This is a genomic window from Herminiimonas sp. CN, assembly GCF_000622895.1.
Lineage (GTDB): Bacteria > Pseudomonadota > Gammaproteobacteria > Burkholderiales > Burkholderiaceae_D > AVCC01.
This window is the reverse complement of record NZ_AVCC01000042.1, coordinates 1-12,739: the sequence shown is the minus strand read 5'-3', so window position 1 is coordinate 12,739 and position 12,739 is coordinate 1. Positions and strand designations below refer to the sequence as shown.

12 protein-coding genes are annotated in these 12,739 nt (G+C 60.9%); 9 read left to right on the top strand and 3 right to left on the bottom strand.

What is annotated here, in order from left to right:
- The first annotated feature begins 55 nt into the window (after positions 1 to 55).
- From HMCN_RS0110395 to HMCN_RS0110375, 5 genes are all read left to right on the top strand, one after another.
- Complete coding sequence (locus HMCN_RS0110395) at positions 56 to 979, top strand: acetaldehyde dehydrogenase (acetylating) (protein ID WP_025917327.1); 924 nt, start codon at positions 56 to 58, stop codon at positions 977 to 979.
- A gap of 10 nt (positions 980 to 989) precedes the next feature.
- Positions 990 to 2,024 carry a 4-hydroxy-2-oxovalerate aldolase gene (gene dmpG / locus HMCN_RS0110390; protein WP_025917326.1) on the top strand — a complete coding sequence of 345 codons (1,035 nt, stop codon included), beginning with the start codon at positions 990 to 992 and terminating at the stop codon, positions 2,022 to 2,024.
- Positions 2,025 to 2,156: 132 nt separating this feature from the next.
- On the top strand, positions 2,157 to 3,554 hold the full coding sequence (locus tag HMCN_RS0110385; RefSeq protein ID WP_025917325.1) for an FAD-binding oxidoreductase: 1,398 nt from the start codon (positions 2,157 to 2,159) through the stop codon (positions 3,552 to 3,554).
- Positions 3,555 to 3,694: 140 nt separating this feature from the next.
- Positions 3,695 to 4,528 (top strand): spermidine synthase, encoded by an 834-nt coding sequence (locus HMCN_RS0110380; protein ID WP_025917324.1) that lies wholly within the window; start codon positions 3,695 to 3,697, stop codon positions 4,526 to 4,528.
- A gap of 54 nt (positions 4,529 to 4,582) precedes the next feature.
- Complete coding sequence (locus HMCN_RS0110375; protein WP_025917323.1) at positions 4,583 to 6,358, top strand: GspE/PulE family protein; 1,776 nt, start codon at positions 4,583 to 4,585, stop codon at positions 6,356 to 6,358.
- Positions 6,359 to 6,563: 205 nt separating this feature from the next.
- Here the strand turns inward: HMCN_RS0110375 and HMCN_RS0110370 are convergent, their stop codons facing one another.
- Positions 6,564 to 7,241, bottom strand: a complete 678-nt coding sequence (locus tag HMCN_RS0110370) for a ribonuclease HI family protein (RefSeq protein ID WP_025917322.1) — start codon at positions 7,239 to 7,241, stop codon at positions 6,564 to 6,566.
- Positions 7,242 to 7,543: 302 nt separating this feature from the next.
- On the opposite strand from HMCN_RS0110370, the gene HMCN_RS0110365 reads away from it, so the two are divergent.
- The gene (locus tag HMCN_RS0110365) at positions 7,544 to 8,182 is read left to right on the top strand and encodes a DUF2189 domain-containing protein (RefSeq protein WP_025917321.1); all 639 of its coding nucleotides are present in this window, start codon (positions 7,544 to 7,546) and stop codon (positions 8,180 to 8,182) included.
- Between the two features lie 29 nt (positions 8,183 to 8,211).
- Here the strand turns inward: HMCN_RS0110365 and HMCN_RS0110360 are convergent, their stop codons facing one another.
- The gene (locus HMCN_RS0110360) at positions 8,212 to 9,141 is read right to left on the bottom strand and encodes an SDR family oxidoreductase (protein ID WP_081801475.1); all 930 of its coding nucleotides are present in this window, start codon (positions 9,139 to 9,141) and stop codon (positions 8,212 to 8,214) included.
- Positions 9,142 to 9,153: 12 nt separating this feature from the next.
- Between HMCN_RS0110360 and HMCN_RS0110355 the strand changes: the two genes are divergently transcribed.
- Together HMCN_RS0110355 and HMCN_RS0110350 are read left to right on the top strand one after the other, a co-directional pair.
- Entirely contained in the window at positions 9,154 to 10,182 is a 1,029-nt protein-coding gene (locus HMCN_RS0110355; RefSeq protein WP_025917319.1) for a CDP-6-deoxy-delta-3,4-glucoseen reductase, read from the top strand.
- Between the two features lie 90 nt (positions 10,183 to 10,272).
- On the top strand, positions 10,273 to 11,460 hold the full coding sequence (locus HMCN_RS0110350) for an acetylornithine transaminase (RefSeq protein WP_025917318.1): 1,188 nt from the start codon (positions 10,273 to 10,275) through the stop codon (positions 11,458 to 11,460).
- Between the two features lie 241 nt (positions 11,461 to 11,701).
- Here the strand turns inward: HMCN_RS0110350 and HMCN_RS19270 are convergent, their stop codons facing one another.
- Positions 11,702 to 11,929, bottom strand: coding sequence for a hypothetical protein (locus HMCN_RS19270; RefSeq protein WP_155837532.1), 228 nt, complete (start codon positions 11,927 to 11,929; stop codon positions 11,702 to 11,704).
- Between the two features lie 51 nt (positions 11,930 to 11,980).
- On the opposite strand from HMCN_RS19270, the gene HMCN_RS0110345 reads away from it, so the two are divergent.
- Positions 11,981 to 12,739, top strand: a 759-nt coding sequence (locus HMCN_RS0110345; protein WP_162174128.1) for an MCP four helix bundle domain-containing protein, incomplete at its 3' end; no start/stop codon positions are given.

The following is a 12,739-nucleotide window of genomic DNA, read 5'->3' as shown; positions in this document are numbered from 1 at the left end:
GCGGATCCGGCTCCAACTTTATGCGTTCCGGATCTATAAACGGAGGAATTGCAACATGAAAAAAATCAAATGTGCGTTGATCGGGCCGGGCAATATCGGCACCGACCTGCTGTACAAGCTCAAGCGCAGCCCGGTGCTGGAGCCGGTGTGGATGGTCGGCATCGACCCGGCATCCGACGGCCTGACGCGGGCGCGGGAACTCGGGCTGAAAACCACCGCCGATGGCGTGGACGGCCTGCTGCCGCATGTGGCCGCCGATGGCATCCAGATTGCCTTTGACGCCACCAGCGCCTATGTCCACGCGGAAAATTCGCGCAAGCTCAATGAACTCGGCGTGATGATGATCGACCTCACCCCCGCCGCCATCGGCCCGTATTGCGTGCCGCCGGTGAATCTGGCCGAGCACGTCGGCAAGGGCGAGATGAACGTCAATATGGTCACCTGTGGCGGCCAAGCCACCATTCCGATGGTGGCGGCGGTGTCGCGGGTGCAGAAGGTGCCATATGCCGAAATCGTCGCCACCGTGTCGAGCCGCTCGGCCGGCCCCGGGACGCGCAAGAATATCGACGAGTTCACCCGCACCACTGCAGGTGCGATCGAGAAAGTGGGCGGCGCCGACAAGGGCAAGGCCATCATCATCATCAACCCGGCCGAGCCGCCGATGATCATGCGCGATACCGTGCATTGCCTGACCGCCGACGAGCCGGACCAGGCGGCGATTACCGCATCGGTGCATGCGATGATTGCGGAAGTGCAAAAGTACGTGCCCGGTTACAAGCTGGTCAATGGCCCGGTGTTCGATGGCAAGCGCGTCTCGATCTTCATGGAGGTCGAAGGCCTGGGCGATTACTTGCCGCGCTACGCGGGCAATCTCGACATAATGACTGCCGCGGCCGCCCGTACCGCGGAGATGTTTGCCGAGGAAATCCTCGCTGGCCGGATCGTCCTGCGTCCGGCTGCTTCCACTATCACGGCTTGAGGAGAACTGCATGAACCTGCAAGGCAAAAAAATCACCGTCCACGACATGACGCTGCGTGACGGCATGCATCCGAAGCGCCATCAGATCAGCCTGGAACAGATGAAGGCCATCGCCTGCGGCCTCGACGCGGCAGGGATTCCGCTGATCGAAGTCACGCACGGCGACGGCCTCGGCGGCGCCTCGGTCAACTACGGCTTTCCGGCCCACAGCGACGAGGAGTACCTGTCCGCCGTCGTGCCTCTGATGAAGCAGGCCAAGGTGTCGGCGCTGCTGCTGCCGGGAATCGGCACCGTCGATCACCTGCGCATGGCCCGCGATCACGGCGTCAATACCATCCGCGTCGCCACCCACTGTACCGAGGCCGATGTTTCCGAGCAGCACATCACGCTGGCACGGAAGCTGGAGATGGACACCGTTGGTTTCCTGATGATGGCGCACATGAACTCGCCGGAAGGCTTGGTCAAGCAGGCCAGGCTGATGGAAGGCTACGGCGCGAACTGCATCTACATCACCGACTCCGCCGGCTACATGCTGCCGGGCGACGTTAGCGCGCGCCTGTCCGCGGTGCGCGCGGCGCTCAAGCCGGAAACCGAACTGGGCTTCCACGGCCACCACAATCTGGCAATGGGCGTGGCAAATTCGATTGCCGCGATGCAAGCCGGCGCCACCCGCATCGACGCTGCTGCAGCCGGCCTCGGGGCCGGGGCCGGCAATACGCCGCTGGAAGTCCTGATCGCGGTGTGCGCGCGCATGGGTATCGTGACCGGCGTCGATGTGTTCAAGATCCAGGACGTGGCCGAGGATCTGGTGACGCCGATCATGGATTTCCCGATCCGTATCGACCGTGATGCGCTGACCCTCGGTTACGCCGGGGTGTATGGCTCCTTCCTGCTGTTCGCCAAGCGCGCCGAGAAAAAATATGGCGTGCCTGCCCGCGAAATCCTGGTCGAAATGGGACGTCGGGGCATGGTCGGCGGCCAGGAAGACATGATCGAGGACACCGCCATCACGCTAGCCAAAGCAAAAGCCGCGCAGGCAAAATAAAGTCAAATAATCCAATCGTTTGACAAGGGTTTGCACGAAACATCGGGCAAACCCTTTTTTTACTAGCTCCAGCGCAATTTTTTGCGCTGGATGCTTACATCCAATTTTCAAAATACCGGAGTGATATCTCGAATGTCTGCTCAACTTCTGACTGAACTTCGCGCCGCGCTCGGCAGCGATGCCGTACTTGCCGGCGACGAGATCGATGCGCGTTACATCAAGGAATACTTCTCTCCGCAGCCCGCACATTGCCAGCCGCTGGCGGTAGTTCGGCCGCGCGATACCGGGCAGGTTGCAGCGGTACTGCGGCTGTGCAATGAACATCGGCAACCGGTCGTCCCGCAAGGCGGCATGACCGGCCTGGCGGGGGCGGCTTTGCCCAATAGCGGGGAACTGGTGCTGTCGCTGGAACGCCTGCGCGGGATCGAGGAACTGGACCGGCAGGCCGCGACCATGACGCTGCTGGCCGGCACGCCATTGCAGCAAGCGCAGGAGGCCGCCGCCGCACAGGGCTTCCTGCTCGCGATCGACCTCGGCGCGCGGGGCTCTTGTCAGGTTGGTGGCAACGTTGCCACCAACGCCGGCGGCAACCGCGTCATCCGCTACGGCATGACGCGCCAACAGGTACTCGGACTGGAGGCGGTGCTCGTCGACGGCACCGTCATCAGCTCGCTGAACAAGATGCAGAAAAACAACGCCGGCTACGACCTGAAGCAGCTCTTCATCGGCACCGAAGGCACGCTGGGCGTGATCACCCGCGTGGTGTTCAGGCTCGAACCGCTGCCGAGCTGCGTGCAGACCGCGCTGTGCGCGGTCAATTCCTATCAAAACGTGGTCGCATTGCTGCGCCACGCACAGCGCCGCCTGTCCGGACGCCTGTCTGCGTTCGAGGTGATGTGGTCGGATTTCTATGCGATGGTGACCATGCGCATCCCCGGACAGCGGGCTCCGTTGCCTGCGGGTTCGCCGTTCTACGTGCTGCTCGACCTGCAGGGGGCCGATCCGGTTGCCGATGCAGCGCTGTTTGAAAGCATGCTGGAACAGGCCTTCGCTGCCGGCCTGATTACCGACGCCGCTGTCTCTGCCTCGGAAAAGGAGACCCAGAGTTTCTGGCACCTGCGGGATGCACCGGGTGAATTCCCGCTGGTCTGGCCAACCATTGCCAGTTTTGACATCAGCCTGCCGATTGGTTGCATCGGCAATTTCGTCGATACCCTGAAAACCCGCCTGCAGCAGCGCTTTCCCGGTTGCGAATACGTCCATTTCGGACATATCGGCGACAGCAACCTGCATGTCTGCGTCCATGTGCCGAACACCACACCGGAAACCTTCCCGGAGCACGGCATCAAGGACTGCCTGTACGGGCTCTTGTGCGACTACCAAGGCAGCATCTCGGCCGAACATGGCGTCGGCATGCATAAAAAGGACTATCTCTCCTATTCCCGGACTCCTGAAGAGATATCCCTGATGCAGACCCTGAAATCCGCGCTCGATCCGCACCGCATTCTCAGCCCGGGGCGCGTTCTGTAAAAACCGCGCTGGATCTGGCGCGGCGCGCCAGGCCGCCCGGGAAGACGGGAAATGGGTCGTGCGCAACTCCCGTTCGCACAAAAACTTGTGCTTTGGCAGCGCGCCGCCGGATAATGCGCTGAACTTTCCAGGCTGCCGACATGCTCATCAAACGTAAATCGATCGAAAAAGAAGAATCCCTGCGGCCGCCTAGGCAATCGCGCGCCGCAGAAACCGCCAAAGCCCCGAAACCGGCGCGCAAGCCGAAGTATGCGCCGGTCACCCTGTCGGAACAGGACGGAGTGCGCTTCCTGCACTTCGGCACCGAGTGGGTCCAGGGCGCGATGCGCATCCGCAAGCCGGATGCCATCGAGCTCGAATACGCGCAGCAGATGATGCTGTGGATGCTGTTCAACGACCATCCGGCGCACGTGGTCCAGCTCGGCCTGGGCACCGGTGCGCTGACCAAATTCTGCTACCGCCAGTTTCCCGCAGCACGGGTGACCGCGATTGAACTCAATCCGTCGGTGGTGACGATCTGCGAAACCATGTTCAAGCTGCCGCCGAACGACGAGCGCCTGAACGTGATCGAAATGGACGCGATGGATTTCGTCACCGACAGCGCCCATCACGGCAGCGTCGACGTGCTGCAGATCGATCTGTACGACGCCACCGCGCGCGGCCCGGTGCTCGACACGCCCGAGTTCTACCAAGCCTGCGCGGCCTGCCTGACCGATGAAGGCATGATGACGGTCAACCTGTTCGGCGACCATCCCAGCTACGCGAAGAATCTGAAGGCAATGAAGTTCGCCTTCGACGCGGTGGTCTGGCTGCCGGAAGTGCATGACGGCAACATCGTCGTGATCGCCTTCAAGAAGGCGCCGGTACTGGACTTTTCCACACTGTATGAGCGCGCAGAAACTATCCGGGTTGCGACCAAATTGCCGGCCAAATCCTGGGTGGATGGCTTGAAAGTCTGGATGATCGAGGAATAAAGCTACCGTATTGCGTAAGCCCCGACACCTGATAAACAGCCTGGAACCTTGCCGATGCACACCCCGAAAAGACTCGACCTGCAGCAAATATTCACCTGGCTGCTGGCCGACGGCATGGTTGACAAGCCGAATGTCAAGGCCAGCTACAACCAGGCGCTGGCGATCCTCAGGAACGCCACCGGCGCGATGCATCCGCTGACCGCGGTGGCGCAGTGCAAGCTGCTGTCGGCGCTGCCGCCGCACCGGCTGCTGACGCTGGACTGGCTGACCGAATGGCTGGCCGGCAAGGTCAAGCTGCCGTTTTTCCGCATCGATCCGCTGAAGATCGACTTCGCCCGCGTGGCCGACGTGATGTCGGCCACCTACGCGGCCCGCTTCAACATCCTGCCGGTGGAACTGACGCCGACCGAACTAGTGATCGCCACCGCCGAGCCGCATGCCACCGAATGGGAAGCGGAGATCGCCAAGATCACGCGCCGCAGCGTCAAGCTGGTGATCGCCAACCCGCTCGACATCGCCCAGTACATCAGCCAGTTCTTCAGCCTGGCCAAATCGATCAAGGGCGCGCACAAGAGCAACGGCCAGGACCTGGCGCTGCGCAACAACTTCGAGCAGCTGGTCGAGCTCGGCAAGCAGAACAAGCAGGTCGACGCCAACGACCAGCACATCATCAACATCGTCGACTGGCTGTGGCAATACGCCTTCGACCAGCGCGCCTCCGACATCCACCTGGAACCGAAGCGCGATTTCAGCCTGGTGCGCTTTCGCATCGACGGCATACTGCATCAGGTGTACCAGGTGCCGGCGGTGGTGATGATCGCGATGACCGCCCGCATCAAGCTGCTGGGCCGGATGGACGTGATCGAGAAGCGCCGGCCGCAGGACGGCCGCATCAAGACCCTGACCGCCGCCGGTCAGGAAATCGAATTGCGGCTGTCGACGCTGCCGACCGCCTTCGGCGAAAAGCTGGTGATGCGCATCTTCGACCCGGAAGTGGTGGTCAAGACGCTGCCCGAACTCGGCTTCCCGGCCGACGACGCGGCGCGCTGGGATGCGCTGACCCAACGCCCGCACGGCATCATCCTGGTCACCGGCCCGACCGGCTCCGGCAAGACCACCACGCTGTACACCACGCTAAAGGCGCTGGCGACCTCGGAAGTCAACGTCTGCACGGTGGAAGACCCGATCGAGATGGTCGAGGCCTCGTTCAACCAGATGCAGGTGCAGCACGGCATCGACCTGTCGTTCGCCGACGGCGTGCGGGCGCTGATGCGGCAAGACCCCGACATCATCATGGTGGGCGAAATCCGCGACCTGGCGACCGCCGAGATGGCGATCCAGGCCGCGCTGACCGGCCATCTGGTGCTGTCGACGCTGCACACCAACGACGCCCCCTCGGCGGTGATGCGGCTGCTGGAACTGGGCGTGCCGTATTACCTGCTGGAAACCACGCTGATCGGCATCATGGCGCAGCGCCTGGTGCGCACGCTGTGCGTCAATTGCAAATCAGCCGATGGCGCGCTGGACGCGGAAATCTGGAGCAAGCTGGCGGCCGGCAGCAGTCTGGCGCAGCCGGCCACCGTGTACCGCGCGGTCGGCTGCCCGGAATGCCGCCAGACCGGCTACCGCGGCCGCACCGGCCTGTACGAATTGCTGACCGTGACGCAACCGTTTTCCAAACTGATCCGCGAGCAGACCGACATCCACCAGTTGCGCCGGCAAGCTGCCAGCGACGGCATGCACCCGCTGCGCATCGCCGGCGCATTGAAGATCATCGAGGGCACGACCACCGCCGAAGAAGTGCTGAAGGTGACGTCTTCACTGACCTAGGCTCGGGCGCGGCGGCCATCTCCCCGCCCTGCCTTGCTGAAAAATTGCCGGGTATGCTTAAAATAGCGGCATTCACGCATTATTTCATTGCCGATATCCAAATACACATATCAGTATATTTCAACGCCAGCGGCATGCATGGCTGGCGACCGCTGCACTGCGCGATGGGTCCGCTTGCGTGCATCCGATACCGGTTAAGCCGCGCCTACGATTGATCGGACCTGGCCAGCCGGAGGCTGATCGCCTGCTGGGACAGCGCATCGGCTGCGGCATTTTTCTGGCGCGGAATCCACTCCAGCCTGACTGCAGTCAGTTGCGAGACCAGCAGCCTGGCCCGTTGGCAGTGGTGCTGCAGCCCGTGTGTGCCGGTACTGCCGGAGGTGTTCACCGCATTGATGACCACCTGGCTATCGCCATACACCACCAGCTGTTGCGGCTGGATCTGGATTGCCGCTTCCAGCACGGCAATCAGTGCCAGGTACTCGGCCTGATTGCTGTCGCCCTGTCCGGCGGCAGAGCTGATTTCGAGCGTGCGCCCATCGGGGCTCCTGAGCAGCCCGCCGATACCGATGTGCCCGGGATTCGGATGCGCGGAGCCATCGAACCAGGCCAGCCAGGCGCAGGCGTCCGGCAGTTTTTCCGCCTTCTTCCGCGCCAGCAGTTGCGCCTTCTGCCGCCGGCGCAGCGCAAGCCTGGCAGCCAATTCCATCTTCACCAGCTTGCGCGCCGCAATCAGTGCGCCAAGCGGCCCGGTGCCGGCCGCTTTCTCAAGCACCTGCTTCAGCGCTGCCGCTTCCGACAGCCCGGTGCTTCTGGCCAGCCGGCGACAGGTAACGCGCTCCCTCCGATAGGCAGCCGCGCAATGCTCTTCAAACTCTGTCATGTTGATATTTTTGTATGGCATCGCCTGCAATGGGCTTCATATTGTATGGCGGAACGCCTGACGCTCACGACAAAATCTCCGTTCAATCTGCCCTGCCATACCGGGATCCTTATCCGGATTCATCCATAATTACGTGCGCCGGCATGCCAAACGGGGCAAAATACCTATGGATATCACAGAGGGCTCCATGCAGAAAAAAGAAATCTTTTACGGTCGCCTGTCGATGGCCTCGATAACCAGGGCCATCCGGCAGGGCTGGGCGGTTTTTTTTACAAAGCCGGCAGGTCAGCATCGCCTATGCAATGATCTTTGCAATCATTGGCCTGCTGATCCTGACCGGGGTTGCCCGAGCCGGCCTGACGCCGATGATATTGCCGCTGGCGGGCGGATTCATGCTGATCGGCCCCATACTGCTCTGTGGTTTTTTTTCCGTGGCGGATCGGGTTGCCAGGAAATTGCCACCACGCTTTGGCGACGTATTCAGTGGCTTTTCCCATGCTTCGCGTCAGATTATTGCGGTAGCCCTGGTGTGCATGCTGCTCTTGCTGATCTGGTTGACCGATGCGGCAACGCTGTACGGATTCATGGTTGGTCGCACGCCGGTACTCCTGCCCGGATTGCTGCCTCCGTCCGACGAAGTCGCGGCCTTTATCCTCTGGAGCTCGATGATGGGTGCGGCCCTGGCTTTCCTGATTTTCGCCATCTCGGCCTTCTCCGTGCCCCTGCTGTACTACCGTCGGGTCGAACTGGTGCAGGCTATCGTGTTGAGCGTGCGCGTGATCTTCGGCAACTTCGTGCCCTGCATTAGCTGGGCGATCATCCTGTCGGCCGCGATCATCGTCAGCATTCTGCTGCTGCCCTTGTTTCTGCTGGCTTTCCCGGTGATGGCTTACGCCAGTCATGCGCTGTACCATGAGGCTTTCCCGCAGCCCGCCGCCTGAAAATCGGTCTCGCCAGGCGCCATCGCAATCTACTTGTTCGCCGTTATTTCAGCCAGCGCGGCTTGTACATCGGTGTAATGCAAGCGGAATCCGAGTTCGTTCTTGATGCGCCGATTGCTCAACCGCCTCGATTCCGCCATGAAGGACAGCAACATCGGCGACACCTGAGTCTGCAGCACCGCGCGCGGCTGGCGCGCTGGATGCGGCAGGCCGAAAGCATCGGCCACGGCATCGAAGTAATCCCCCATTTTCATGTCGCTGTCATCAACCGCATGATAGACCCGGCACGGCTGCGCCTTGAACAGCGCCGCAACGATGATGCGCGCCAGATCGTCGGCGTGGATGTGGTTCGTATGCACATCGTCTTGCGCTGTCAGCGCCGGCGTACCCTTGCGCAAGCGCTCCAAAGGTAGCCGCCCGGCGGCGTAAATACCGGGCACCCGCAGGATGCACATGCGGCTATTGGAACGCCGCGCCCAGTTGCGTAAGACCTGTTCGGCATCCACCCGCCTCCGGGCGCGCGGGTTTTGCGGGTTGACGCTGCGGGTCTCGTCGAACCGGGCACCGCCGCAATCGCCATACACGCCGCTGGTGCTGATGTAAACCAGCTTGGCCTGCTCGGGTAAAATAGCGACCAGATTGCGGCTGCGCCGGTCTTGTGCGCCGTCCGGTTGCGGCGGCGCCAGATGCACGATGGTCTGCGCCAGGCCGGCCAGCCGACGCAGGCTGTGCGGCCGGTCAAGATCGGCCACGATCGGTACCGCGCCGGCCGCGCGCAAGGCTGCGCAACGTTCCGGCTGGCTGGTTACCGCGAACACGCGAAAGTTGCTGCCCAGCAGCGGCAGCAAACGCATGCCGACATCGCCGCAACCGAGGATCAGCAGGCGCGGCCGGCCCAGCTTGCGGGCGCCGCGCTGTTGCGTAACACTTGGCGGCATTTTATTGACGGTATTTTTCATCATTGGGATTGTATGACTTTTCAAGTGACGGTTCAGCCCAGCGGTCGGCAATTTGACTGCGAAGAAAACGACAACATATTGAGCGCAGCGATGCATGCCGGCATTAACCTGCCCTACGGCTGCAAGAACGGGGCTTGCGGCGCCTGCAAGGGCAAGCTGCTGTCTGGCATGGTCAGGCACGGTGCACATCAGCAAAAGGCGCTGTCCGACGCAGAGGCAGCAAACGGCATCGCACTTTTCTGCTGCGCCACGCCGCTGTCGGACTTGGCGATCGAAGCGCACGAAGTGCAAAGCGTGGGCGAATTCCCAGTCAAGAAGATGCCGGCGCGCATCGCCGCGCTGGAACAGGTGTCCGACGACGTGATGATCATCTCGCTGCAACTGCCGGCGGCCGAGCGGCTGCAATACCTGGCAGGGCAATACATCGAATTCATACTGCGCGACGGCAAGCGGCGCAGCTACAGCATGGCCAACGCGCCGCATCTGGACGAAAAGATCACGCTGCACGTGCGCCGCATGCCGGGCGGCCTGTTTACCGACCAGGTATTTGGCAGCCTCAAGGAACGCGACATACTGCGCTTCGAAGGCCCGCTCGGCACCTTCTTCCTGCGCGAGGATTCCGACAAACCGATCGTGCTGCTGGCCTCCGGCACCGGTTTTGCGCCGATCAAGGCCATCATCGAACACGCCGCCTACATCGGATCGAAGCGTCCGATCACGCTGTATTGGGGCGGCCGCCGGCCGCAGGATCTGTACATGCACGCGCTGTGCGAAGAATGGGCGCGCACCCTACCCCATTTCAAGTACGTGCCGGTGGTGTCGGATGCGCAGGCGGAAGATCATTGGCAAGGCCGTAGCGGTTTCGTGCACCGCGCGGTGATCGAGGACATGCCTGACTTGTCCGCCTATCAGGTATACGCTTGCGGCGCACCGCTGATGGTGGATGCGGCCAAGCGGGATTTCATCGCGCAGTGCAAGCTGCCGCCGGAGGAGTTTTATGCCGACGCGTTCACCTCGGCAGCCGATCTGCTGACCGCCTGAATAACTTGCAGCCGCAGTAAATAGCGTCGTTATCCTCACACCTTTGCGGCTGTGTTTATCTTCATTCAATCCCGCATACCCGGAGCAACCATGAATTTCGAGCAATACGATGTCAACTCTTTAATGTTCATCACCAATCGCCCGCCGCTGGTCTTCACCGAAGGCAGCGGCATGTGGCTGACCGACCATAACGGCAAACGCTATCTGGATTACCTGCAAGGCTGGGCCGTCAACTGCCTCGGCCACTCGCCGCAGTGCATCCAGGATGCGCTGGCCGCGCAAACGAAAAAACTGATCAACCCGTCGCCGGCGTTCTACAACGAGCCATCGATCAAGCTGGCCGCGCTGCTGACCGCCAACTCCTGCTTCGACCGCGTGTTCTTCGCCAACAGCGGCGCCGAAGCCAACGAAGGCGCGATCAAGCTGGCGCGCAAATGGGGCAAGAAGCACAAGGACGGCGCGTTCGAAATCATCAGCTTCAACCACAGCTTCCACGGCCGCACGCTGGCCACCATGTCGGCTTCCGGCAAGCATGGCTGGGATACGCTGTACGCACCGCAAGTACCGGGCTTTCCGAAGGCTGAGCTGAACGACATCGGGTCGGTCGAGAAACTGATCAACGCCAACACCGTGGCCGTGATGCTGGAGCCGGTGCAGGGCGAAGGCGGCGTGATCCCGGCCAGCCGCGAATTCATGCAAGCGCTGCGTGAATTGACTACCCGTCGCGGCCTCCTGCTGATCGTCGATGAAGTGCAGACCGGCATGGGCCGTTGCGGCGCGCTGTTCGCCCACCAATTGTCGGACATCGCGCCGGATGTGATGACCTTGGGCAAGGGCATCGGCGGCGGCGTGCCGCTGGCGGCCATGCTCTGTACCGAAGCCGTGGCCTGTTTCGAGCCCGGTGACCAGGGCGGCACCTACAACGGCAACCCCTTGATGACCGCCGTCGGCGTGGCGGTGATGGAAGCATTGCTGCAGCCGGGCTTCCTGCCCTCGGTGCAGGAAACCGGCGCCTACCTGCGCGCGGAACTGCTGCAACTGTGCCAGCAGCACGGCCTGCAAGGCGAACGCGGCGAAGGCTTGCTGCGCGCGCTGGAACTCGGCCGCCCGATCGGCGCCCAACTGGTGGAGGCGGCGCGCGAGTTGCAGCCGCTCGGCCTGCTGCTGAACTCGCCGCGCCCCGACCTGCTGCGCTTCATGCCGGCGCTTAACGTCAGCCGCGACGAAATCAAGCAGATGATCTCGATGCTGTCGGGCTTGTTGCTGCAATTGAAATAATCCCTGCGCCAGCCATGGCGCTCACCCCATGAACATACCGATATAGGTATATTAGGTTGCCGCACATAAAACGTGCGGCAACCTGATGTTTTTCGCCATACCCCGCCTATTATTAAAACATTCCAACCAAAATACAGAACCCTCCGCGTGCGTTACTGCGCCCAATAACGGCCGCCGTTGCCGCGCTGCTCGATCACAAAAAAATTGACATCCAATCAAATCAATCAGAAAAAATTTTGATTCACGCAGAGCAACTTAAACTAAATATGTTATCCTGAAAAATGTTGCAATGCAGCACCATTTCAATGATTGCACCAAACTGCGCGACTGGTGCCGCTCCTGGAATGCGCGACCTTTGCATCATCTTGTCATCACTATTTTCGATAAAAATCGTTCCGCTTGAATATTGGTAAACTGGTATCTTGCGGTGAATGGAATGGTTGAAAAACTTGCCGCTTAGTGCGATCAAGTCCCTGCAAAATCACCAAAACTGCTTACTTTAAATAGAACACAAATGAAAATGAATATGAATGTCGGAACCCGGTTAGCTGCCGGATTTGGTCTGGTCGTCCTGCTGCTGATTGGCATAACATCGCTCGGAATTACACGTCTTGGCGCACTCAACGACGGCACCAGCCTGATCATCAATGATCGCTATCCAAAAGTCATGCTGGCCAATGCCGTGCTGAACGACATCAGCGATACAGCAATCCGGATGCGCAACATGCTGATTCTGGACGATCCGGAAAAAATCAAGAGCGAGCTGGCTACTCTGCTCGAGACCAGAAAAAATGTAACCACAAATCTCGACAAGCTCGATAAGTCGCTTTCGACTGAAAAAGGCCAACAGATTTTCAAGGCAATCGCCGCGGCGCGCGCCAAGTATGCAGTCGGACAAGCTGAATTCCTGAAATTGGCCGCGGAAGGCAAGAAGCAGGAAGCAGGCAACCTGTTGCTGGCTACCGTGGCTCAGGATCAGCAGGCATACTTTAACGAGGTGAAAGGTCTGATCAAGCTGGGTGGAATACTGGTCGACAAGAGCGGCGAAGAAGCGGCAAACAATTTCCACAACAGCAGCAATCTGATGACTGCGCTCGCTGCATTGGCCACCTTGCTGGCATGCGGCTTTGCGTACTGGACCACGCGCAGCATTACGTTGCCGCTGAACCGGGCAGTGCAGGTGGCACGCACCGTGGCTTCCGGTGACCTGACCAGCCATATCGAAACCGGCGCCACTGACGAAACCGGCCAATTGCTGCACGCGCTGCAAGACATGAAC

Bases quoted from the DNA above. Each gene is read 5' to 3' on its own strand.
- HMCN_RS0110395 (WP_025917327.1), top strand. From the start codon at position 56: ATGAAAAAAATCAAATGTGCGTTGATCGGGCCGGGCAATATCGGCACC.
- dmpG (WP_025917326.1), top strand. From the start codon at position 990: ATGAACCTGCAAGGCAAAAAAATCACCGTCCACGACATGACGCTGCGT.
- HMCN_RS0110385 (WP_025917325.1), top strand. From the start codon at position 2,157: ATGTCTGCTCAACTTCTGACTGAACTTCGCGCCGCGCTCGGCAGCGAT.
- HMCN_RS0110380 (WP_025917324.1), top strand. From the start codon at position 3,695: ATGCTCATCAAACGTAAATCGATCGAAAAAGAAGAATCCCTGCGGCCG.
- HMCN_RS0110375 (WP_025917323.1), top strand. From the start codon at position 4,583: ATGCACACCCCGAAAAGACTCGACCTGCAGCAAATATTCACCTGGCTG.
- HMCN_RS0110370 (WP_025917322.1), bottom strand. From the start codon at position 7,241: ATGACAGAGTTTGAAGAGCATTGCGCGGCTGCCTATCGGAGGGAGCGC.
- HMCN_RS0110365 (WP_025917321.1), top strand. From the start codon at position 7,544: ATGATCTTTGCAATCATTGGCCTGCTGATCCTGACCGGGGTTGCCCGA.
- HMCN_RS0110360 (WP_081801475.1), bottom strand. From the start codon at position 9,141: ATGAAAAATACCGTCAATAAAATGCCGCCAAGTGTTACGCAACAGCGC.
- HMCN_RS0110355 (WP_025917319.1), top strand. From the start codon at position 9,154: ATGACTTTTCAAGTGACGGTTCAGCCCAGCGGTCGGCAATTTGACTGC.
- HMCN_RS0110350 (WP_025917318.1), top strand. From the start codon at position 10,273: ATGAATTTCGAGCAATACGATGTCAACTCTTTAATGTTCATCACCAAT.